Consider the following 22,506-nt stretch of genomic DNA (forward strand, 5'->3'; position numbering starts at 1 on the left):
CTCATCAACACGGCGGTCGCCAGTGAGCGGATGGTCGCCGGGCTCATCGAGGAACTGCGGGTGCCGGCGAACCCGCTCGACATCCTGGCCCAGCAGACGATCGCGGCGACCGCACTCGACCCGCTCGACGTGGACGGATGGTTCGACACCGTTCGCCGCAGTGCTCCGTTCGCGACTCTGCCGCGCAGCGCCTTCGACGCCACGCTCGACCTCGTCGCGGGACGATACCCGAGCGACGAGTTCGCCGAGCTGCGTCCGCGAGTCGTGTGGGACAGGGACCGCGGCATCCTCAGCTCCCGTCCCGGCGCGCAGCGACTGGCCGTCACGAGCGGCGGCACGATCCCCGATCGCGGCCTGTTCGGCGTCTACATGGTCGGAACCGACGACGAGACGAACCCGGCCAAAGGCGGACGGCGGGTCGGCGAACTCGATGAGGAGATGGTGTACGAGTCGCGCGTCGGCGACGTGTTCGCGCTCGGTGCGACGAGCTGGCGCATCCAGGAGATCACGCACGACCGCGTGCTCGTGAGCCCCGCCTTCGGTGAGCCGGGCCGGCTGCCGTTCTGGAAGGGCGACGGCATCGGACGCCCGGCCGAGCTCGGCGAGGCCGTCGGCGCGTTCGTGCGGGAGGTGTCGTCGTCGTCCGAGACTGATGCCCGCGCCCGCGCCACGGATGCCGGTCTCGACGCGCTCGCCACCGCCAATCTCCTCGCCTATCTCGACGAGCAGAAGAAGGCGACCGGGCACCTGCCGACGGACCGCACGCTCGTCGCGGAGCGTTTCAGGGACGAGCTCGGGGACTGGCGCATCGTGTTGCATTCCCCATACGGCATGCAAGTGCACGCGCCCTGGGCGCTGGCCGTGGCAGCCCGCGTGCGGGAGAGGCTCGGCGTGGAGGGATCGTGCATCGCCAGTGACGACGGCATCGTGGTGCGCATCCCGGACGCGGAGTCCGAGCCACCCGGCGCCGACCTCTTCGTCTTCGAGGCGGACGAACTGGAACAGCTCGTCACCGACGAGGTCGGCGGTTCCGCCCTGTTCGCCTCACGATTCCGGGAGTGCGCGGCACGCGCCCTGCTGCTGCCCAAGTACAACCCGGGCAAGCGGTCGCCGCTGTGGCAGCAGCGACAGAAGGCGGCGCAGCTTCTGGATGTCGCGCGCAAGCATCCGCAGTTTCCGATCATCCTCGAGACCATGCGCGAGTGCCTGCAAGACGTCTACGACCTGCCGTCTCTGCGGCGGATCGCGACGCGCGTCGCCGCGCGAGACATCCGCATCATCGAGGTCGGGACCGAGGAGGCGTCACCGTTCGCGCGCTCCCTCATGTTCGGCTACGTCGCCGCGTTCATGTACGAGGGCGACTCCCCGTTGGCCGAACGCCGGGCGGCGGCGCTGTCGGTGGATGCCTCGCTGCTCTCGGAGCTGCTGGGCCGCGCGGAGCTGCGGGAGCTGCTCGATCCGGCCGTGATCGAACGGGTCGAACGCGAGGTGCAGCGGCTGACGCCGGAGCGGCGGATGTTCGGCCTCGAGGGCGCCGCGGACCTGCTGCGCCTCCTCGGCCCCCTCACCGTCGACGAGGTGGCACAGCGCTGGCGCGCTGAGCGCGACGCCGCCCAACCCCGTGGGTTGAGTAGCGACGCCGAAGGCGCTGCGTATCGAAACCCAGCCGCCGAACCCGCCGACCAGCCTGGTTTCGATACGGCGGCTTTGCTGCCTACGGGTCCTGAGCCTGTCGAAGGGCGACCGGCGGAAGATGCCGCACGCGCCGCCCTCGACGAGCTCGTGGCCGCGAAGCGCGCGCTCCGGGTCACCGTCGCCGGCGCGGAGCGCTACGCCGCGATCGAGGACGCGGCCCGACTGCGCGACGCGCTCGGTGTTCCCCTCCCGATCGGCGTGCCCACCGCGTTCATCGAGCCGGTGGCGGACCCGCTCGGCGACCTTCTCGGCCGCTTCGCGCGCACGCACGGCCCGTTCATGGTGGGCGATGCGGCATCCCGCTTCGGGCTCGGCGCGGCCGTCGCGCACGACACGCTCCGCCGACTCGCCCAGGACCGCCGCATCACCAAGGGCGAATTCCGACCGAACTCGAGCGGTACCGAATGGTGCGACGCTGAGGTGCTGCGGCGCATCCGCCGGCTGTCGCTCGCCGCGTTGCGGCACGAGGTGGAGCCGGTCGATCCGAAGACGTTCGCACGGTTCCTCCCCGATTGGCAGCACGTCGGCGGCGGACTTCGGGGAGTGGATGCCGTCGCATCCGTCATCGAGCAGCTCGCCGGCACTCGTATTCCCGCCTCGGCATGGGAGAGCCTCGTGCTGCCCTCCCGCGTGACGGACTACCAGCCGGCCATGCTCGACGAGCTGACCGCGAGCGGTGAGGTGCTGTGGAGCGGCAGCGGCTCGCTGCCCGGCAATGACGGGTGGGTGAGCCTGCACCTGGCCGACAGCGCGCCGCTCACGATGACGCCGCCGCCCGAGCACGCCACCGACGAACTGCAACGCGAGGTGCTCGCGGCGCTCGGCGCGGGTGGCGCGTTCTTCTTCCGTCAGCTGTCGGATGCTGTGGGCTCGCGCGACGACGCGGCACTCACGACCGCGCTCTGGGACCTCGTGTGGGCCGGCCTCATCACGAATGACACGTTCGCGCCGCTGCGCGCCCTGACCGGGGGTCGCGGCGCGCACAAGCCGCAACGAGCGACGCCGCGGGCACGGATGCGGATGCCTCGCGCCTACGGAAGGCCGACCATGGCGGAGGGGCTGCGAGCGGCATCCGCCCGCTCCGGCCCGCCCACAACGGCCGGACGCTGGTCGATCCTGCCGCTGGCAGAGACGGATGCCACGCTGCACGCCAAGGCCGTCGCCGAGACGCTGCTCGACCGCTACGGGGTCGTCACGCGGGGAAGCGTCATGGCCGAGAACCAGACGGGCGGCTTCGCGCTCGCCTACCGAGTGCTCAGCGGCTTCGAGGAGTCCGGCCGCGCCCGCCGCGGGTACTTCGTCGAGACGCTCGGAGCCGCGCAGTTCTCCACGAGTGCCACCGTGGACCGGCTGCGCACGTTCACGCTCGACTCCACGCTCGAACCCCCGCGCAACGCGGTCGCGCTTGCGGCGACCGACCCGGCGAATCCGTACGGGGCTGCGCTGCCGTGGCCACAGGCATCCACGAGCACCACCGGCCACCGGCCAGGGCGCAAGGCTGGCGGCATCGTCGTGCTCGTCGACGGCGCCCTCGTGCTCTACGTCGAACGCGGCGGCAAGACCACACTGCTGTTCGACCACGACGAGCAGGTGATCCTGCCGGCCACGCGCGCGCTGGCGGACGCCATCCATCGCGGCCGCATCTCGACGCTCACCATCGAGACCGTCGGCGGCGACTTCGTGCTCGGCACCCCATTCGGCGAAGCGCTCATCGCGGCCGGCTTCGCACCGACCCCGCGCGGGCTGAGGCTGCGGTCGTGACCGGAGTCGCTTCCTCGGTTTCCGGCCCATCGGTTGCCGGTGCCGCTCGCGCCCCCACTTCCCAGACGCGCCAACATGACATCCGCTCCAAAACAGGCCAATCCGTCATGTCGGTGAGAGAGCGCGGTCTGTCCTGTCGGCGCAAGGGGCCCTGGCACTATCACGACCGGGTCGGAGGGGCGGCGGATGCCTGAGGGCGACAGCGTCTACCGCCAGGCGCGCATGCTGAACCGGGCCCTGGCCGGCTCGGTGCTCACCCGCTGCGACCTGCGCGTACCCGCGTTCGCGACGGTCGACCTGACCGGGCAGCTCGTGCACGACGTGGTCAGCCGCGGCAAGCACCTGCTCATGCGGGTCGGACCGCAGACCATCCACAGCCACCTCAAGATGGAGGGCGAGTGGCGGGTCTACGCGCCGGGCGAGCCGTGGCGCCGACCCGCATTCCAGGCGCGAGCCGTGCTCGCGACGTCGACCGCCCAGGCCGTCGGCTTCGAGCTTGGCCTGCTCGAGGTGCTGCCGACCGCGCGCGAAGCCGATGCCGTCGGCTACCTCGGCCCCGACCTGCTCGGTCCCGACTGGGACGAACGAGAGGCGGTGCGGAGGTTGTCGGAGCATCCGGATGTCCCCATCGCCGTCGCCCTGCTCGACCAGCGCAACCTCGCCGGTCTCGGCAACGAGTACGTGAACGAGCTCTGCTTCGTGCGCGGGATGCTCCCCACCCGCCCGGTGCGCGAGGTGGATCTGCCGAAGACGGTCGCCCTCGCCCACCGGATGATCGTGGCCAACAAGGACCGGGCGATCCGGTCCACCACGGGTGAGACTCGCCGCGGCCGCACGTCGTACGTGCACCGTCGCGACGGGATGCCCTGCCGCCGCTGCGGAACCCCGATCGAGCGCATGCGACTGGGCCGCAACGACCTCGAGCTGCGCGAAACCTGGTACTGCCCGGTCTGCCAGACATAGATCGTCGGTTGAGCTCGTCGAAACCGTCAACGAGCTCAACCAACGGGGCGGGTGCCAGTGGCGCTTACGTCAGGCCGCGGGGCCCGACGTAAGCGTCACGCTCGCGGAGTGCGAGGCACCGGCGCTGTCCACCCAGGTGATGGTCACCGAGTCGCCGGGCTTGTACTGCGCGAGCGCCGAGGTGAGGTCGCTCGACGAAGCGATCGCCGTGCCGTCGACGGCCGTGATGGTGTCGCCCGCCGTGAGACCCGCGGATGCCGCCGGCGTCCCGTCGATCACGCCGCCCACGACCGCGCCCTGCGTCGCACTCTGGCCGTTGTTGTAGCCGAGGCTCGCGCCGCCGAGACCGGAGTATCCGGAGGATGAGGCATCCGATGCCACCTCGACCCCGAGGAATGCGGGCAGCCCGATGGTCACGGTCGAGCTCGCCTGCCCGGACTCGATCCGGTGCGCGATGCCGAGCGCGGTCTCGATCGGAATCGCGTAGCCATCCGACACGTTCTGGCTCGCCGATGCCGCGGTATCGATCCCGACGACCTCGCCCTGCGAGTCGTAGAGCGGCCCGCCGGAGTCGCCTGCCTGGATGTCCGCGTTGGTCTCGATCAGTCCGGTCAGCGACTCGGAAGCGACGACGCCCTCCGACTGGGTCGTGATCGACTTGCCGGTGCCGGTGACCGATCCGTCCGCCGCCACCAGGGTGCCCGTGCCGCCGGCGTTGCCGACCACCGTCACGTTGTCGCCGACCGAGACTCCGTCGTTGTCGAGGGTGGCGGTGGCGAGTCCGGATGCTCCGCTCAGCTGCAGCACGGCGACGTCGTCGGTCGCGTCGGTGCCCACCACGCTCGCCTTGTAGCTGGTGCCGGTGGCAGGCACGGTGACGGTGATGCTCGTGGAGCCCTCGACGACGTGGTTGTTCGTGAGGATCTCGCCGGAGCTCGTCAGCACGATGCCGGTGCCTGCGGCTTGGGCTCCCTCGTAGGCGAGGTTCGTGTCGATCACGACAACACCCTTCTCCTCGCTCGCGGTCGCCGCCTGGGCGCTGCTGCTCGACGACGAACCGCTCGAGCCCTGGCCGCTCGAGCCCTGGCCGCCGCCGTACGACCAGCCGTAGCCGGCGCGTTCGCTGTTGTGAGCGATCGCCGTCTTGGAGAATGCCGCGGCGACGCTGTCCACGGTCGCCACGCTGGCCGTCACACCGGCCAGCCCGAAGGCGACGGATGCCGCAACCGCGGCCGTGATCCAGCCCGCCGTGCGTCGCTTGCTCGTGTCGTTGCGCATGATCTTCGTTCCGTTCAGGTCGATTCGATGCATCCAGTGCACCGCGCCGAGTCGGAAAAGCTCTTTGCCTGCTCCATGTACTTCCTATGAATGGTGTGCCTTTCCTGAGCGGTTCCTATGTGGCACAGTTCGGCAATTGCGCGAGCCGTGAACAAATTGGGCAGACTGGTGTCTGTCGTTGTCGGTTCCCGTGACCCGGCAGCGGCAACCGGCCCGAACATCCCGAGCGAAGGAGCTTGCCCATGACGCTGCGCAGCCAGGACTGGTACGGCGGCGAGGGTCGCGATCCGTACATCCACCGCGCCTGGATGCGTCGTGGCATCCCCGCGGATGCCTTCAACGGCAAGCGCCCGCAGATCGCGATCGCGAACACCGCAGGGGACCTCGTTCCGTGCAACCTGCATCTGAACGAGGTGGCGCAGTACGTGAAGAACGGGGTCTACGAGGCGGGTGGCATCCCGGTCGAGATCCCGGTCATGGGGCTCGGTGAGACGCTCGTGAAGCCGACCGCGATGCTGTGGCGCAACCTCGCCGCGATGCAGGTCGAGGAGATGCTTCGTGCGAACCCGGTGGATGCCGTCGTGCTGCTCGGTGGATGCGACAAGACGATCCCCGCGCTGCTGATGGGTGCGGCATCCGTCGACATCCCGGCGGTGGTCGTACCCGGCGGGCCGATGCTGAACGGGCACTTCCGCGGGGCTCTGATGGGTTGCGGCACGGGCGTGTGGCAGCTCAGTGAGGAGGTGCGCGCCGGCACGCTGAGCGAGGCGGAATTCGAGCGATCGGAGACCTCGATGATTCGCTCGAAGGGCCACTGCAACACGATGGGGACAGCGTCCACGATGGGCATCATGGCCGAGGCGCTCGGCATGACCATTCCCGGCCTCGCCGGAACTCCCGCCGCCGACTCACGCCTGCTCGAGGCATCCCACGCCACCGGACGCCTCGCCGTCGAGCTCGTCGCCGAGAACCGCACCGTGTCGAAGGTGATCACGAAGGAGTCGTTCCACAACGCGATCGTCGCGCTGGCCGCGATCGGCGGCTCGACGAATGCCGTCGTGCATCTGCTGGCCATCGCCGGCCGCCTCGGCATCGACCTCACGCTCGACGACTTCGACCGCGTCGGCGCGAACGTGCCGCTGCTGGTGAACCTGCAGCCCGCCGGCGAGTACCTCATGGAAGACCTGTTCCGCGCGGGTGGTGTGCTGGCCGTGTTCGACCAGGTGAAGGACCTCTTCGACCCGGCGGCGCAGACCGTGATGGGCGCCCCGCTGGTCGACTTCCTCGGCGCGCACCCGGTGTGGGACCGGGACGTGATCTCGCTGCGGGAGGATCCGCTGCAGGACGACGCCGGCATCGCGGTGCTGCGCGGCAACCTCGCAACCCGCGGAGCCATCATCAAGCCGGCCGCGGCGACACCGGAGCTGCTCGTGCACCGCGGCCGGGCCGTCGTCTTCGACTCGATCGAGGACTTCCACGCGCGCATCGACGACCCCGACCTGGATGTCGACGCCGACTCGGTGCTCGTGCTGCGCGGCTGCGGACCGAAGGGCTACCCCGGAATGCCGGAGGTCGCGAACCTGCCGCTGCCGCCGAAGCTGCTCAAGCAGGGCGTGCGCGACATGGTGCGCGTCTGCGACGGCCGCATGTCGGGCACCGCGTACGGAACGGTCGTGCTGCACGTCTCGCCGGAGGCTGCGGCCGGCGGCACGCTGGCGCTCGTGCGCGACGGCGACATCATCTCGCTGGATGTCCCGAACCGGCTCATCGAGGTCGAACTCAGCGACGAGGAGCTCGCCCTGCGCAAACCCCCGTTCCGCGAGACCGGCTCGTTCGCGAACGCCGCCCGTGGCTGGCAGAAGCTGTACATCGACCACGTGCAGGGCGCTGACACCGGCGCCGACCTGGACTTCCTCGTCGGCGCCAGCGGCGCGAAGGTCACGAGGGAATCCCATTGACCGCTCGCTCGTGTTCATAACTCCTGCAAATCGGCTCACTGGGAATGTGCGTGGCCGGTGCTGACGCGGCAGGCGACCTCGGTGGCCGCGATCGTGCAGGAGTTATGCGCGACAGAGCCACGAGAACATGACGAGAGACGAGAGTGAGCAACGATGAATGACACGACGAAGCGGGCGGCGCTTGCACTGGCGCGGGTGCGCTCGGGTGGCGAGGTGCTGTGGACGGTGCGCTCGAGCGACGCGTACGCACCACTCGGCATGACGCTTTCCGAGCTGCTTCGGCTTTCGCGGGAGGATGCCCGGGCCGCAGTCGAGCGGGCATCCGCGGGCACAGGCATCCGGGTCGACGCGGTTCTCGCGCCGGTCGATCCGGCGCAGGAGGTATGGGCCGCGGGCGTCACGTACCTGCGCAGCCGCGACGGCCGCATCGAGGAGGCCACCGACGGCGACCCGTACGACCGCGTCTACGTCGCAGAGCGACCGGAGCTGTTCTTCAAGGCGACCGGAATCCGGGTCGTCGCCGACGGCGATCCCGTTGGTGTGCGCGCCGACTCCACCTGGGACGTGCCGGAACCCGAGCTCGGGCTCGTGCTCGACTCCCGCGGCGAGATCTTCGGATACGTGCCAGGCAACGACGCATCCAGCCGCTCGATCGAGGGTGAGAACCTGCTCTACCTCCCGCAGGCGAAGGTGTACACCGCCTCCTGCGCGCTCGGCCCCGAGATCGTGCCGGCCTGGCTCGTCGAGGCGCCGTTCGACATCGCGATGACCATCAGCCGCGGCGGCGAACCGGTCTTCGAGGGCACCACTTCGACGGATGCAATGGCTCGCACCCTGCCCGACCTCGCGGACTGGCTCTTCCGAGGCCTCGACTTCCCTGACGGCGCTATCGTGCTCACCGGGACCGGCATTGTGCCGGGCGCGGACTTCACGCTCATGCCGGGCGACGAGGTCGCCATCCGCATCGCCGGCGTCGGCACCCTCACCAACCCGGTCATCCGCGTCGGCCACTGAGCCCGGGCACGGAGCACCGACTCGGTGCGCCGAACCCCGGATGCGCCGAGGCCCCGAATGCGCCGACCCCCGGATTGGTGGACGCGTCATGCCGCCGAAGCCCCGCCCATGCGACCACAAGCGTCCACGATCCGCAGCGTGCCGCGGAACGGCGGCGCCGGCCCTGAGACCCACAGCCGGTTGCGGGGCCACGGACCTAGGCTGAGCGACATGCCGAGCGCTACCACCGCGCCGAGCGCGGCCACTACGCCGCGCGCAGCTGCGCCGCGGGGCCGTGCGCTGTACGCGACCGCCGCCGCGTGCGGTGTCGTCGCCGCGATCGCCGCCTGGGCTGTCGCCGAGGTGCTCGCCGTGTTCGTGGGCGCGGCATCCAGTCCGCTATTCGCGGTCGGATCGTGGGTGATCGACCTCACGCCCGGCTGGTTCAAAGACCTCGTCGTCGGACTCTTCGGCACGGGCGACAAGGTGTTCTTGTTCGTCTGCCTCGGCGTTCTCGTGGTGGCGCTCGCGTGCGCTGCGGGCATCCTCGAGCTGGTCAGGCGTCCGTTCGGGGCACTCCTCCTCGGACTGGTCGGGCTCGTCGCGCTGATCGCCGTCATGACCCGAGCGGATGCCACGTACTGGTGGCTCCTCCCCACGGTCGCCGGCACCCTGGTCGGCGTCTACGTACTCGTGCGGGCGATCGACCGGCTCCGCGAGTGGACCACCGCGTCTCAGCACTCTCGAGTGCCGACCAGCAGCCCCGAGCGAACGCGTCGCTCGTTCCTTGCGTTCGGGATCGGCGTTGGGGCCGTCGCGCTCATCGCCGGAGTGGTCGCGCGCACGATCAACGCGGGCAGCCTGGCCATCGCCTCCGCCCGCGCCCTCGTTCACCTGCCGAGGCCGGTCATGCCTGCGCCTCCGGTGCCCGCCGGCGCCGACCTGCATCTGAACGGCCTCACGCCCTACGTCACGCCGAACACCGACTTCTACCGCATCGACACCGCGCTGCAGATCCCCGCCATCGATCCGGACACCTGGAAGCTGACGATCGACGGCATGATCGGCAACCCCGTCACGCTCTCGTTCGCGCAGCTGCTTTCACTCCCGCTCGAGGAGCACGCGATCACGCTGGCGTGCGTCTCCAATGACGTCGGCGGAGACCTCGTGGGCAATGCGGTGTGGCTCGGGTATCCGGTACGCAAGCTGCTGGCGCAGGCGAAGCCACGGGCATCCGCCGACATGGTGCTCTCGCAGAGCGTCGACGGGTTCACCGCGGGCACGCCGCTCGGCGTGCTCACGGACACCGGAACGGATGCCCTCATCGCGGTCGGAATGAACGGCTCGCCGCTGCCCCTCGAGCACGGATTTCCGGTTCGGATGGTCGTGCCTGGGCTGTACGGATACGTGTCGGCGACGAAGTGGCTGAGCAAACTCACGGTCACGCGCTTCGATCAGGCGCAGGGCTACTGGACCGACAAGGGCTGGTCGGCGAAGGGGCCGATCAAGACGGCGTCGCGCATCGACCGTCCACGGCAGGGCGGGACGATCGCGCCCGGACGGTACGCCGTCGCGGGCGTCGCGTGGGACCAGCGCACGGGCATCCATTCCGTGGAGGTTCGCGTCGACAACGAGCCGTGGCAGCAGGCACGGCTCGCCGAGACCGTATCGGCGGACACCTGGCGGCAGTGGGTGTGGGAGTGGGATGCCACCAGCGGCCGGCATCAGCTGCAGGTGCGGGCGACGAACGCGGATGGCTACACGCAGACATCCACCGTGGCACCGCCCGCGCCGAACGGCGCCACCGGCTGGCACACCGTCTCGGTGACGGTGCGGTAGGACGGGTGGCGCCCCTCACGACGCAGCTCTCGGTCAACCGTTCGGTTCAGGTCGCACTTTCTGTCGGAATTGCGGACGAATGCCGACAGAAACTGCGACCTGAAGGGAAGAGCGGACGCTTCGTCCACCGGTGCGAAGCACACCAGGGACGAAGTGCGAGAATAGGCCAGGAAACGTTTTCTCGCGCGGCGACGGAGCAGCGACATGGCATCCAATCGATGCGGATCACAAGGAGACACGATGAGCGAAACGACGACCGAGGCCCCTGCGAACACCGAGCTCGACGCGGTGATGGCGGCCGCGGCGGAGGCGGCGCCCGTTCTCGCGGCGTCGACGCCTCCGCAGCGCGCTGCATGGCTGCGAGCGATCGCCGATGCGCTGGACGCCGACGCCGATGCGCTGGTCCCGCTGGCGATGCGAGAGAGTCACCTGCTCGAGCAGCGGCTGAAGGGCGAGCTGGTGCGCACCACGTTCCAGTTGCGGCTGTTCGCCGAGACGGTCGAGCGCGGTGCGTACCTGCGGGCGACGATCGACCACGCCGACCCGAGCTGGGGCATGGGACCCCGACCGGATCTGCGGCGAGTGCTGCGCCCGTTGGGTCCCGCGGCCGTTTTTTCGGCGAGCAACTTCCCGTTCGCGTTCTCGGTCGCCGGAGGTGACACGGCAGCGGCCATCGCGGCCGGATGCCCCGTCATCGTGAAGGCGCACTCCGCGCACATCGAGTTGTCGCACGCCGTTGCCGACCACGTGCGTGCCGCACTGGAGGCATCCGGCGCACCCGAGGGAGCGTTCGTCCTGGTGGAAGGCCGCCAGGTGGGCCGCGACCTCGTGCTGCACCCGGAGCTGACCGTGGCCACGTTCACCGGGTCTCTCACCGGCGGCCGCGCCCTGTTCGATCTCGCCGCGTCGCGTCCGACGCCGATCCCGTTCTACGGGGAACTCGGCAGCGTGAACCCGGTGTTCGTCACGGCGGCCGCAGCGTCAACCCGCGGGCAGGAGATCGCGACCGGCTTCGCCGCGTCGATGACACTCGGGGTCGGCCAGTTCTGCACCAAGCCGGGCGTGCTGCTGGTGCCTCGGGATGCCGGACTTGAGCCTCTCCTCGTCGAGGCGGTACGGGCATCCACCGGCGGCGACATGTTGGATGCGAAGATCCGTGACGGATTCTTCGACAGCCTCGATCCGCTCGCCGACCGCGACGACGTCGTGCTGCTCGCCGGCGACCCGGCGCGCGCGGAGGTACCCACCCCGTCGCTGTACGGCACGGATGCCGCCACCCTGCTCGCCTATCCCGACGAGCTGCTCGAGGAGCACTTCGGCCCCGCGGCGCTGCTCGTGCGCTACGACACCCCGGAGCAGGCGCTGCAGGTGGCGCACACGCTGGAGGGACAGCTGACCGCCACGGTGCAGGGAACGGATGACGACCCCGACACCGCCGCACTCGTCGCTGTGCTCGCCGACAAGGCCGGCCGCGTGCTCTACAACGGCTGGCCAACCGGCGTCTCCGTCACGTACGCACAGCAGCACGGCGGACCCTACCCCGCGACCACCGCACCGCACTTCACGTCGGTGGGCACGGCATCCATCGACCGGTTCCTCCGGCCCGTCGCCTATCAGGACGTGCCAGATGCCGCGCTGCCTCCCGCGCTGCAGGATGCCAACCCGTGGCACCTGCCCCGCACCGTCGACGGCGAATACGTGCCCGCGCAGTAGCAAGGCTCCGCCGGCGAACGCAGCACGCGGCAAGGTCACTGATCCGCGACGATGACCTCCACGCCGCCCGCTTCGAACTCCGCAGCCAGGTCCGCGGGCGGCTGCGCGTTCGTGATGAAGTAGTCCGCCGCTCCTATGGCCGCTACCTGAGCGAACAGGTCTCGCCCGAACTTGGAGGAGTCGGCGAGTATCGCGACCTGGGATGACCGCGCGATCATCGCGGCCATCATGTCCGCGTCGCCGAGATTGCTGGTCGAGTATCCACCCGTGGCGGAGACCGCACCGACCCCAATGAAGGCAATATCGCTGCGCACCTCGATCTCGCGATCGCTCGAACCGAGCCGCAAAGCGATCGGTCCAGTGGTCGTCTGCGACACGGTACGAACAGGGCCGCCGAACAGGTAGAGGTCGCGGAGGACGTTCGGAGAGATCTCAGCCGGTATCCGGAGGTTGTTCGTCGCGACCGTCAGGTTCCGATGCTTCCTGAGGTGACGCACCAGCGCGAGCGTGGTCGTGCCGCCGTTGAGCATGACCACGGAGCCGTCTTCGACGAGAGCTGCGGCGCTTCGACCGATCGCCTCCTTCGCCGACGTCTGTACGTGAAGCCTGACCTCGAGCTCCGTGTCAGGCTTCGTTCCCGCGCTGAGACTCACCGCGCCGCCATGGGTGCGAATGAGCAGTCCCTCACTGTCCAGCCGATCGAGGTCCCTACGAATGGTGTCGGTCGAGACACCGAAATGCGACGCGAGCTTGGCGACCGTGACCTCACCGTGTTCCGACACATAGGCCGCAAGATCTGCTTTGCGCCCCGCGGGAAGGCGCCGCTCCGCGTCCAGCAGGCTCATCATTGGTCCCCCTCGTGATTCGCGTCCGACGGCATCAGCTTAGGCCAGCCGCATAAAACAGCATCCGCCCGCATTCACGCGCCGCACCTTTTCCTCATTGTTGCGGTTTTCTGCTTGACTACGCAAGCTGTAGGTCCCTACCATGCAGAGAACTGCAGAAAGCAGTAAAGAGCAGCAGCAGTCTTTCCAACGATGGGAGAATCATGGGCAAGGAAGCTCAGCGGTCGTTCAAACGATCGCGATGGATGCTCGGCGCCGCAGCGACAGTGTCGGCCGCCGCGCTCGCGCTGACCGGCTGCAGCAGCGGCAGCCCCAGCAGCAGCGACACGAATCAGAAGGTCACGCTCACCTTTTCGCAGTGGTGGGCGCCCGAGATGCCGAGCGGTGCCCTGCAGAAGATCGCGGATGACTTCCACAAAGGACATCCGAACATCACCGTCAAGCTGATCAGCGCGCCGTTCGCCTCACTGCAGACACAGACCATCTCGCAGGCAGCATCGGGCACGTTGCCCGACATCGTCGGTCTGGACGGCTCGTGGGTGAATCCCCTTTACAAGCAGGGCGCGCTGTACAACCTCACCGACGCGATGAAGGCGGCGAAGTACGACGACAGCGATCTTGCCAGCCAGGTCGCTTTCAAGGGCAGCACCTACATGATCCCGGTCGTCAACTTCGTATACCCACTCTTCACGAATGATGCGATCCTCGCGAAGGCGGGCATCACGACTCCGCCTGCCACCTGGAGCCAGTTCACCGACGATGCCAAGAAGATCAGCCAGTCGGATGCCGGCGCCAAAGGCTGGGTGGTGCCCCTCGGTACGACGAACCCCAACGGCGCGCAGAACGACATCCTGTCGTGGGCATGGGCCTCCGGCGGAAGCATGCTCAAGAACGGGCAACCGAACCTCACGGGCAACGCCGACGTGACCGGCGCGGTCAACATGGTCAAAGACCTCGTGACCTCGAACGCGGTGCTTCCCGGAGCGAACAGTTTGCAGGAGACAGACAAGGTCACGAACTTCATCAACGGCCGCGTTGGCATGATGGTCGACTCCCTCGCCCACGTCACGACCATCACGAAGGGCGCCCCCGACCTCAAATTCACTGTGTCGGCCCAGCCGGTGAAGGACGGCTACAGCGGCACGAAGGGCATGCTCACCGCTTCGTGGGGCATCGGCATCTCAGCGAAGACGCAGCACCCGGCGCAGGCGTGGCAGTTCATCCAGTACCTGATGAGCAAGGACACGAACTCCAAGCTCTCCACGCTCGCCAACGGGTTCCCCGGCAACAAGACGTCCAAGCCCGACTTCACCGGTGCCGACCCGCACTTCCAGGCGGCGTTCGCCATCTACCAGAAGAGCAAGCCGGTCAACGAGTTCACCGGTCTGCCGGCGGCGGACCAGCTCATGACCTCGTTCCTCACCGAATTCCAGAAGTCAGTCGCGGGGCAGGAGTCGACCTCGACCATGCTCCAGAACGTCCAAGCCCAATGGAAGAAGCAGTTCTGATCTGCACCTGACGTGCAGAACGGGCGCCCGGCCCGTGCCTGCTGGGGCCGGCCGCCCGGAAAGGATTCACCATGACCACATCACCACCTGACACGGTGATGATCGCGAGACCCGCTCCCCGCGGGCCGTCGCATCCACACAGAGGGCGACGCAGACCCTTCGAGCCGTATCTGCTGATCGCACCGACGGTGCTGCTCGTCGCCGGCCTCATGGTCGTGCCCGTCGTCATCGTCATCGCGTACTCGCTCTTCGACAACGTCGTCACGAATCAGAACCCGCAGTTCGTCGGGCTCGCCAACTACCTCACGATCCTCGCCGACCCGAACTTCTGGAACGCCGTCGGCAACACGGTGATCTTCACCGTGGCCAGCGTGGTCATCCACATGATCATCGGGGTCGGCTTCGCCCTGATGCTCAACTCGAAGCTCGTGCACAAAGTCCCGCGCGTGATCTTCCGGGCGATCTACATCCTTCCCTGGATCTTCACCGCCTCCGTGGTCGCGGTGCTGTGGCGCCTTCTTCTCGACCCTTCCGGCGTCATCAATTACCTGCTGAAGACCCTGGGAATCCTGCAGGAGGCCGTGCCGTGGCTCGGCACGCCAGCCACCGCGCTCCTCGCGGTCACCGTCATCAACATCTGGTCCGGGTACCCGTTCTTCATGATCAGCCTGCTCGCGGGACTGCAGGGAGTGCCTTCGGACCTCTACGAAGCCGCACGCGTCGACGGTGCTGGACTCATCCGCCAGTTCTTCAGCGTCACACTGCCGGCCCTGCGGCCGATCCTCTTCAGCATGGCCCTGCTCGACCTGCTCTGGACCACGCAGCAGTTCACCCTGATCTGGGCCACGACAGGCGGCGGTCCGATCAACCACACGGAAGTCCTCAGCACGTACACGTACAAGCTCGCGTTCAACAGCTACCAGTTCTCGCTCGCGTCGACGAGTGCAGTGCTCATCCTTCTGGCGTCGCTGTTCGTCGCGATCTTCTACGTGCGTCAGCAGAAGAAGGCGAGCCTGTTTTGAGCATCGCGATCAGAACCCGCACGAAGCGGAATGTCGGACGCGTCTTCATCTACGGCGCGCTTCTGGTCGGTGCTGTGTTCGCCGGCTTCCCGGTGCTCTGGATGCTGTCGAGCTCGTTCAAATCGAACGCGAACATCTTCGCCTATCCACCGAAGCTCTTCGACAGCTCGTTCTCGTTGCAGCCGTACGTGGCCGTGCTCACCGACCCGGTGAAGATCGGCTACTTCGTCAACAGCTACATCGTCGCGATCAGCGTCGTCATCATCACGCTCGTCATCGCCCTGCTGGCCGCATACGTGTTCAGTCGTTACGAGTTCAGGTTCAAGTCGATCATCCGCGTGGTGATCATCGGGGTTCAGGCCGTGCCTCCGATCACTCTGTTGATCCCGTTCTTCGGGATCATGGTCGGGCTGCACCTCTACAACACGTATCAGGGCCTCATCCTCACATACGTGGTCTTCACGCTGCCGTACGCGATCATCATGATGACCGCCTACTTCGACAGCCTCCCGCGCGAACTCGACGAGGCGGCGCGAGTGGACGGCGCCGGATCGCTGTCGGTGCTGTGGCGCATCCTCGTGCCGGTCTCCGTGCCAGGCATGGTCTCCGTCGGCCTCTACACGTTCATGATCTCGTGGAACGAGTACCTCTTCGCGCTCACCCTCACGCAGACCGACGAACGCCGAACGGTGCCGGTGGGAATCCAACTCCTCATGGGCCAGAACAACTACCTGTGGAACGAGGTCATGGCCATGAGCATTCTCGGGTCGATTCCCGTTCTCGTGCTCTTCCTCATCTTCCAGCGCTACTTCATCGGCGGCCTCGCTGCCGGAGCCGTCAAGTCCTGACCCTTCCGACCTCACCACAACACAGAAAGAGAAAACCGTGCTGTACAAAGGCAAGTCCATCCTCGACGTCGCGAACGAGCACAACTTCGCGATCCCGGCATTCAACATCAGCGATTGGGCGATGTTCAACGGAGTCATGGACATCAGCGAGGAACTGGCGGCGCCGGTCATCATCGCGATCCATCCCGACGAGGTGGCGCACATCACGACCGACCTCATCGCTGCGATGCACTCCCGGGCGCATCGCTCGAAGGTACCGGTCGCGATCCACTGGGATCACGGCGGCGACTTCGAGCAGATGATCACCGCGATCCAGGCCGGTTTCACCTCGGTGATGATCGATGCGTCGCTGAAGCCGTTCGACGAGAATGTGGCATTGACGCGAAAGGTGGTGGAGGCCGCGCACGCCGTGAACGTTCAGGTCGAGGGCGAACTGGGGACCATCGGCGCCAACGACAGCTACGGCGAGTCCGGTGCTGCCGAGATCATCTACACGAACACAGCGGATGCCGTCCGATTCGTCGCCGAGACGGAGGTCGACAGTCTGGCGATCGCGATAGGCACCTCTCACGGGCTCTACCCGGCCGATCGGAACCCGGAGTTGCGACACGATCTTCTGAAGGAGATCAAGGCTGCCACGGGCATCCCGCTGGTGCTGCACGGCGGATCCGCCAATCCGGATTCGGAGCTTCGTCGCGCCGTCGAGCTCGGCATCAACAAGATCAACATCTCCAGCGACATCAAGGTCGCTTATCACAACCGGATGCGTGAGGTGCTCGGTACCGACGAGCGGCTGCGGGAGCCGAATGTGATCCAGCCCGAACCGATCGCCGCGCTGAAGCAGACCGCGAAGCAGAAGATCGAACTCTTCGATGCAGCCGGAAAAGCGAATCTCTACTGATGCGGCGTTCCCCTCCGGGCCGGGGCGCATCGTTCTCGGCCTGGGGGGAACGCTCGATTACGAGATCGTCTGGGACGAGCAGCTGGTACAGCGGCTCGCAGCGGAACACGACATCCGCATCGATGAGTGCGACCCGACCCTCGAGATCACCCACGAGCGCTCGCTTCTGGCGGTGATTCTCGGGTTCGCCCGCGAACGCCAGGGCGGCGAACGGTTCGTTCAGTCGCCCGAGGTGATCGAGGCGTTCGCAGCCCTGCACGACAAGACGATCACACTGGGCGGGACCTGCGTTCGTGCCGCGCTCGTCATGAGAACTCTCGGCATCCGTTCGACTGTTCATCTCGTGAGCATCGATGACGACTTCCGACGCCTGTACCCGAAGGACTGCGACTACATCTCCAGTGCCGATCACGACGGCATGTTCCCTCACCTGATCGTGCAGCTTCCCGAGCACGGGCGCATCGAGCTGGCCGACGGCGAGATCTCGATCCAGGGGCCCAACCGGCTGATCTTCGTGAACGACCCTCCGCACGTCCAGATGAAGCTGAGCACCGACCTTCGAGAGTCGGTGAGCAGAGCGCGGTGGCTGCTCATCTCCGGCTTCAACGTGATGAACGACCCGGAGCTGCTGGAGCAGAGACTCAGAGAGCTCGGCTCGACGCTCGAAGCGAGACCGACGAGCGCCGTCGTGATGTTCGAGGACGCGGGCTTCCACTCGCCAAGGTTGCAGAAATCCGTCCGCGAAAGCATGGCAGGGATCGTCGACGTGTACAGCATGAACGAGGACGAGTTGCAGACGCACCTCGGGCATGCCGTCGATCTTCTCGATCCAGGCTCGGTTGCGGAGGCGATCCGGGACATCCGTTGCCTCATCGACCATCCCACGATCGTGATCCACACTAGGCACTGGGCGCTGGCATGCGGCCCGAACGCTGAACGGTACGCGAAGGGGCTACGGGGAGGGATCTCCGCAGCCACCGCACGCTATCTTCACGGCGACGACGTCACGGCGGCCAGCGTCGCGGCGATCGCTGAACTCGAACCGCCGCTAGAACACCTCCGCCTCGCGGCGTCGCTCCCTCGGGTCGCGAGTGAGCCGGTCGTGTGCGTTCCTGCGTACTCGGTCTCGGTCGAAAGACCCACGACGATCGGTCTTGGCGATTGCTTCGTCGGTGGCTTCCTGGCCGTGCTGGCGACCAGAAGCGACGACTCGGACTGAACGTCCGGCCGGCTCGGTTACGGCGTCACGAAGCGGCCCTCGGCTGCGTCGTGCGGCGCCTGCGCCTTCAGCTTGAAGTGCTGCTTCTTGCCGGTCGCGGTGTAGGGCAGCTCGGTGACGAACGTGTACCTCCGCGGACGCTTGTAGTCGGCGAGCGCCACGCTCGCCCGCAGGTACGCATCCAGTTCGCGGGCCGCTGACGAGGCATCCGTCAGCTTGCCCTCGCGCGGCTGCACGTACGCCACGACGAGTTCGCCCCACTCGGGGTCGGGAAGGCCGACCACGATGGAGTCGGCGACGCCCTCGTGGCCGGCGAGCACCTCCTCGACCTGCACCGGATGCACGTTCTCGCCGCCCGAGATGATCATGTCGTCCTTGCGTCCGACAATGGTGACGATCTCGTTCTCGTCCCACGTGGCGAGGTCGCCGGGATACACCCAGCCGCCGCGGAACTTCTCCGCCTGCTCCTTCTCGTTGCCGAGGTACGCGTATCCGCTCTTCGTCGAGCGCATGATGACCTCGCCGATCTCCTGGCCGTCCTTCTTCGCGTGCTCCTCAGGAGCCGCGATGCGGTCGGCGAACACCTTGACCACGGCGACGTCGTCGTCGAGGCAGGCGCGGCCGGCGGCACCTGCGGCATCCCGCAGGTCGTCCGGGCGCAGGTAGGTGTTCCAGAACGCCTCGGTCGTGCCGTAGCCGTTGGCGATGCGCGGGGTCAGCACCCGCTGGTAGCGCAGGGCGGCCGCCCGGTCGAGCGGGGCGCCCATCGTGACGATGCCGTGCAGCGAGGAGAGGTCGCGGGGCTGCGCCTCCTGGGCATCCGCGAGGCGTTCCAGGTTGGTGGGCGCGCCGATCACGTACGTGAGCTTGTAGTCCTGGATGCCGTTCAGCACGACCTGCGGATCGAACCGCGGCAGCGTGACCACCTCCGCACCCACGTAGAACGCGGTGTTCGGGCCGGCGCAGTAGTTTCCGCCGCGGTGGAACCACGGCGACATGTTCATCGTCTTGTCCGTCGGCGCGAGCGGGAAGTGCATGATCACGTCGTGCGCTGTGAGCACCTCGTTGAGGCTGGTCAGCGGCACGGCCTTCGGCATGCCCGTGGTGCCGGAGGTGTAGAGGCGGGATGTCTCGTCCCACGTCGACGCGTCCGCCGGCGCGTGGAAGCTCGGCGCGGCATCCGCGAGAAGCGCCTCGAAGCGAACGGCGCCGGGCAGCAGCTCGCCCTCGCCGACACCGGCGATGATGCGCGGGGTGTGCGACGACAGCTCGAGCGCACTGCGCACGTTCGCGGTGTCGTCGGTGTCGTACACGAACACGGTTGGCGTCTGCGTCGAGAGGATGTGCGCGGTCTCGGCGGGCGCCAGGCGGAAGTTCATCGGCGAGCTGACCGCACGCAGGCCCTGCGCAGCGATGTACAGGAAGGCGAACTCGGGCACGTTCATCAGCTGGTACCCGACGATGTCGCCGACGTCCACGCCACGCGAGCGCAGGCCTTCGACCAGGCGCCCCGTGACCTCGCCGAGCTGCTCGTACGTCCAGGAGCGGCCGGACTGCGGATCGGTCAACGCCGGCCGGTGCGCGTAGCGGTGAGTGTTCCGCTCGAACGCCGCCGCCCACGTGAAGTGGTTCTCGAACACGCGCCGGAACTCGCTGGGGTCGTACTCCGTGTTGCGCGCCGTGCCGGCGCTCTCGCGTCTCGCGTCGTCCTGGCCGACGAGGTCCTCTACCGTCATGGCCGCCTCTTCTCTTGTCTCGGGTCGTCGTTCGCGCTCGTTCGAGCCTGCCGGGCGCCGGGTGTCGCCAGCCTAGCCCGCAGCACCCGCCGGTTGACTAGCGGCCGCAAAGCGGACGCGTATCGAAACCAGCCCTCTCCTGGCGAGCTGGTTTCGATACGCCGCTTCGCGGCTACTCAACCAGCGGAGTAGCTACGCTGTAACGGCCATGCAGAGCCCAGCAGCAGACATCCAGGTCGACGAAGAACTCGTGCGCGCACTACTGGCGGAACAGCATCCGGACCTGCAGGGCGACCTGCGGCTCGTCTCGAACGGCTGGGACAACGCGATCTTCCGCCTCGGCGACGACCTCGCCGTGCGCATCCCGCGACGCAACGTGGCTGCCCACCTCATCGAGCACGAGCAGCGCTGGCTCCCCGTGCTCGAGTCGCAGCTCACGGTGCCCGCCCCGGTGCCGGTGCGCATCGGCGTGCCGAGTGCACGGTTCAGCTGGCCGTGGAGCGTGGTGCGCTGGGTCGAGGGCATAGACGGAGCGGATGTCTCGGCATCCGACCGCACGCCCCTCGCGGTATCGCTCGCCCGCTTCGTCGCCGCCCTGCACACCCCGGCGCCCCGCACTCCCGACGGGTTGCTGCACCCGGATGTTCCGCTCAATCCGGTGCGTGGCGTCCCGCTCGCCTCTCGCGACCGTGTGGTGCGCGAGCGGTTCTGGGAGCTACGGCGGCTCTGGGACCTCACCGCGCTCGGTGAACTGTGGGAGGAGTCGCTGGCCGCTCCGCCCTGGCGTGGCGTTCCGATCTGGCTGCACGGCGACCTGCATCCGGGAAACCTGGTTCTGGATGCCCGTCTCGGCCACCCTGCATCCCTCGCCGCCGTGCTCGACTTCGGCGACCTCACGGCCGGCGACCCTGCGACCGACCTGGCCGCAGCATGGCTGACGTTCCTGCCCGAGGCGCGTGCGGTGTTCCGTGCGGTGGTGGCCGACGGGTCGCATCCCGAGGCGGGCGCGACGGATGACGCGACCTGGCTGCGAGCGCGCGGCTGGGCGCTGAACGTGGGCACGGCGCTCGCGGTGGCGTCCGACGACAACCCCCGCATGCGCAGCATCAGCACTCACGTGCTCACCCAGCTGCTGGCCGAGGCGTACGGCCGCTAGTCAGCCGGCGATCGAGCGGAACGCGCGCAGCCTCAGGCTGTTCCCCACCACGAACACGCTCGACAGCGCCATCGCGGCACCCGCCAGCATCGGGTTCAGTAGCCCGAGCGCCGCGATCGGCACGGCAGCCGTGTTGTACGCGAACGCCCAGAACAGGTTCGACTTGATCGTGCCGAGCGTGGCGCGGGAGAGGCGGATCGCGTCGACCGCACCTCGCAGGTCGCCACCGACGAGCGTCAGGTCGGATGCGGCGATCGCGGCATCCGTTCCCGTTCCCATCGCGATGCCCAGGTCGGCTCTCGCCAGTGCCGGCGCGTCGTTCACGCCGTCGCCGACCATCGCGACCGTCTTGCCGCTCTGCTGCAGGCGGGCGACGACATCCACCTTGTCCTTGGGCAGCACCCCGGCGATCACCTCGTCGATGCCGAGCTCCGCGGCGATGTGCCGGGCGACGGCCTCGTTGTCACCGGTCAGCAGGATCGGCGTGAGGCCGAGCCTCTTCATGCGCGTAACGGCGTCCGCGCTCGTCGGCTTCACGGTGTCGGCGACGATGAGGATGCCCCGCGCGGCGCCGTCCCACGCGACGGCGACGACGGTCCTGCCGTCGCGTTCGGCCCTATCCAGCTGCTCCGCCAGCTCCGGGGTGAGCGGCGCGGCCCACTCCTCGAGCAGCGCCATGCTCCCGACGACGGCTGCGTGCCCGTCCACGACGCCGTGCACGCCCTTGCCCGGCACGGTCACGAAGCCCTCCGGCTGTGCGAGGCCGCCCTCGTGTGACGCCGCGTTCGCCACCGCCCGCGCGATCGGATGCTCGGACGCAATCTCCAGGCCGCCCGCGATCCGCAGCACCTCGCTCCGGTCCTCGCCTTCCACCGGGATCACGCCGACGAGCGCCATGCGGCCGGTCGTCACGGTGCCGGTCTTGTCGAGCACCACGGTGTCCACCTTGCGGGTCGACTCGAGCACCTCGGGACCCTTGATCAGGATGCCCAGCTGCGCCCCGCGTCCGGTTCCGACCATCAGTGCGGTCGGGGTCGCGAGCCCCAGCGCGCACGGGCACGCCACGACCAG

16 protein-coding genes are annotated in these 22,506 nt (G+C 68.0%); 12 read left to right on the plus strand and 4 right to left on the minus strand.

Annotated features, from left to right (window positions below):
* Together ACTHNC_RS08225 and ACTHNC_RS08230 are read left to right on the plus strand one after the other, a co-directional pair.
* The coding region (locus tag ACTHNC_RS08225) for an Lhr family ATP-dependent helicase (RefSeq protein WP_440294113.1) at nt 1-3,456 on the plus strand (3,456 nt) is incomplete at its 5' end.
* 186 nt (nt 3,457-3,642) lie between these two features.
* Nucleotides 3,643-4,419 (plus strand): DNA-formamidopyrimidine glycosylase family protein, encoded by a 777-nt coding sequence (locus ACTHNC_RS08230; RefSeq protein WP_440294114.1) that lies wholly within the window; start codon nt 3,643-3,645, stop codon nt 4,417-4,419.
* A gap of 69 nt (nt 4,420-4,488) precedes the next feature.
* Here the strand turns inward: ACTHNC_RS08230 and ACTHNC_RS08235 are convergent, their stop codons facing one another.
* Nucleotides 4,489-5,730, minus strand: coding sequence for a S1C family serine protease (locus tag ACTHNC_RS08235; RefSeq protein WP_440294115.1), 1,242 nt, complete (start codon nt 5,728-5,730; stop codon nt 4,489-4,491).
* Between the two features lie 209 nt (nt 5,731-5,939).
* Between ACTHNC_RS08235 and ACTHNC_RS08240 the strand changes: the two genes are divergently transcribed.
* From ACTHNC_RS08240 to ACTHNC_RS08255, 4 genes are all read left to right on the plus strand, one after another.
* Nucleotides 5,940-7,655 (plus strand): dihydroxy-acid dehydratase, encoded by a 1,716-nt coding sequence (locus tag ACTHNC_RS08240; protein WP_440294116.1) that lies wholly within the window; start codon nt 5,940-5,942, stop codon nt 7,653-7,655.
* Nucleotides 7,656-7,808: 153 nt separating this feature from the next.
* On the plus strand, nt 7,809-8,669 hold the full coding sequence (locus tag ACTHNC_RS08245) for a fumarylacetoacetate hydrolase family protein (protein ID WP_440294117.1): 861 nt from the start codon (nt 7,809-7,811) through the stop codon (nt 8,667-8,669).
* Nucleotides 8,670-8,879: 210 nt separating this feature from the next.
* A complete protein-coding gene (locus tag ACTHNC_RS08250; RefSeq protein WP_440294118.1) occupies nt 8,880-10,487 on the plus strand; it encodes a molybdopterin-dependent oxidoreductase in 1,608 nt (535 codons plus the stop codon).
* Between the two features lie 240 nt (nt 10,488-10,727).
* Nucleotides 10,728-12,200, plus strand: a complete 1,473-nt coding sequence (locus tag ACTHNC_RS08255) for an aldehyde dehydrogenase (NADP(+)) (protein ID WP_440294119.1) — start codon at nt 10,728-10,730, stop codon at nt 12,198-12,200.
* A gap of 35 nt (nt 12,201-12,235) precedes the next feature.
* Here the strand turns inward: ACTHNC_RS08255 and ACTHNC_RS08260 are convergent, their stop codons facing one another.
* Nucleotides 12,236-13,045, minus strand: a complete 810-nt coding sequence (locus tag ACTHNC_RS08260) for a DeoR/GlpR family DNA-binding transcription regulator (protein WP_440294120.1) — start codon at nt 13,043-13,045, stop codon at nt 12,236-12,238.
* A gap of 203 nt (nt 13,046-13,248) precedes the next feature.
* Here ACTHNC_RS08260 and ACTHNC_RS08265 point away from each other — a divergent pair, with 203 nt between their 5' ends.
* The 5 genes from ACTHNC_RS08265 to ACTHNC_RS08285 all read left to right on the plus strand — a co-directional run bounded on the left by ACTHNC_RS08265 (nt 13,249) and on the right by ACTHNC_RS08285 (nt 18,543).
* Nucleotides 13,249-14,553: an ABC transporter substrate-binding protein gene (locus tag ACTHNC_RS08265; RefSeq protein WP_440294121.1), complete on the plus strand. Its 1,305-nt coding sequence runs from the start codon at nt 13,249-13,251 to the stop codon at nt 14,551-14,553.
* A gap of 71 nt (nt 14,554-14,624) precedes the next feature.
* Nucleotides 14,625-15,575, plus strand: a complete 951-nt coding sequence (locus ACTHNC_RS08270; protein WP_440294122.1) for a carbohydrate ABC transporter permease — start codon at nt 14,625-14,627, stop codon at nt 15,573-15,575.
* Nucleotides 15,572-16,423 carry a carbohydrate ABC transporter permease gene (locus tag ACTHNC_RS08275; protein ID WP_440294123.1) on the plus strand — a complete coding sequence of 284 codons (852 nt, stop codon included), beginning with the start codon at nt 15,572-15,574 and terminating at the stop codon, nt 16,421-16,423. Before ACTHNC_RS08270 ends, ACTHNC_RS08275 begins: the two co-directional genes overlap by 4 nt.
* A gap of 37 nt (nt 16,424-16,460) precedes the next feature.
* Complete coding sequence (locus tag ACTHNC_RS08280) at nt 16,461-17,324, plus strand: ketose-bisphosphate aldolase (protein ID WP_440294124.1); 864 nt, start codon at nt 16,461-16,463, stop codon at nt 17,322-17,324.
* Nucleotides 17,296-18,543: an ADP-dependent glucokinase/phosphofructokinase gene (locus ACTHNC_RS08285; RefSeq protein ID WP_440294125.1), complete on the plus strand. Its 1,248-nt coding sequence runs from the start codon at nt 17,296-17,298 to the stop codon at nt 18,541-18,543. Before ACTHNC_RS08280 ends, ACTHNC_RS08285 begins: the two co-directional genes overlap by 29 nt.
* Before the next feature lie 17 nt (nt 18,544-18,560).
* Here ACTHNC_RS08285 and ACTHNC_RS08290 read toward each other — a convergent pair whose 3' ends face one another.
* A complete protein-coding gene (locus tag ACTHNC_RS08290) occupies nt 18,561-20,279 on the minus strand; it encodes a class I adenylate-forming enzyme family protein (protein WP_440294126.1) in 1,719 nt (572 codons plus the stop codon).
* A gap of 208 nt (nt 20,280-20,487) precedes the next feature.
* Between ACTHNC_RS08290 and ACTHNC_RS08295 the strand changes: the two genes are divergently transcribed.
* Nucleotides 20,488-21,435, plus strand: coding sequence for an aminoglycoside phosphotransferase family protein (locus ACTHNC_RS08295; protein WP_440294127.1), 948 nt, complete (start codon nt 20,488-20,490; stop codon nt 21,433-21,435).
* On the opposite strand, the gene ACTHNC_RS08300 is transcribed toward ACTHNC_RS08295, so the two are convergent.
* Nucleotides 21,436-22,506 (minus strand): heavy metal translocating P-type ATPase (locus ACTHNC_RS08300; RefSeq protein ID WP_440294128.1); only part of this gene is annotated, 1,071 nt, incomplete at its 5' end.

Source organism: Humibacter sp. (genome assembly GCF_051954055.1).
GTDB lineage: Bacteria > Actinomycetota > Actinomycetes > Actinomycetales > Microbacteriaceae > Humibacter.

Excerpts from the sequence above, each read along its gene's own strand:
- ACTHNC_RS08230 (WP_440294114.1), top strand. The coding sequence starts at position 3,643 with ATGCCTGAGGGCGACAGCGTCTACCGCCAGGCGCGCATGCTGAACCGG.
- ACTHNC_RS08235 (WP_440294115.1), bottom strand. The coding sequence starts at position 5,730 with ATGCATCGAATCGACCTGAACGGAACGAAGATCATGCGCAACGACACG.
- ACTHNC_RS08240 (WP_440294116.1), top strand. The coding sequence starts at position 5,940 with ATGACGCTGCGCAGCCAGGACTGGTACGGCGGCGAGGGTCGCGATCCG.
- ACTHNC_RS08245 (WP_440294117.1), top strand. The coding sequence starts at position 7,809 with ATGAATGACACGACGAAGCGGGCGGCGCTTGCACTGGCGCGGGTGCGC.
- ACTHNC_RS08250 (WP_440294118.1), top strand. The coding sequence starts at position 8,880 with ATGCCGAGCGCTACCACCGCGCCGAGCGCGGCCACTACGCCGCGCGCA.
- ACTHNC_RS08255 (WP_440294119.1), top strand. The coding sequence starts at position 10,728 with ATGAGCGAAACGACGACCGAGGCCCCTGCGAACACCGAGCTCGACGCG.
- ACTHNC_RS08260 (WP_440294120.1), bottom strand. The coding sequence starts at position 13,045 with ATGAGCCTGCTGGACGCGGAGCGGCGCCTTCCCGCGGGGCGCAAAGCA.
- ACTHNC_RS08265 (WP_440294121.1), top strand. The coding sequence starts at position 13,249 with ATGGGCAAGGAAGCTCAGCGGTCGTTCAAACGATCGCGATGGATGCTC.
- ACTHNC_RS08270 (WP_440294122.1), top strand. The coding sequence starts at position 14,625 with ATGACCACATCACCACCTGACACGGTGATGATCGCGAGACCCGCTCCC.
- ACTHNC_RS08285 (WP_440294125.1), top strand. The coding sequence starts at position 17,296 with ATGCAGCCGGAAAAGCGAATCTCTACTGATGCGGCGTTCCCCTCCGGG.
- ACTHNC_RS08290 (WP_440294126.1), bottom strand. The coding sequence starts at position 20,279 with ATGACGGTAGAGGACCTCGTCGGCCAGGACGACGCGAGACGCGAGAGC.
- ACTHNC_RS08295 (WP_440294127.1), top strand. The coding sequence starts at position 20,488 with ATGCAGAGCCCAGCAGCAGACATCCAGGTCGACGAAGAACTCGTGCGC.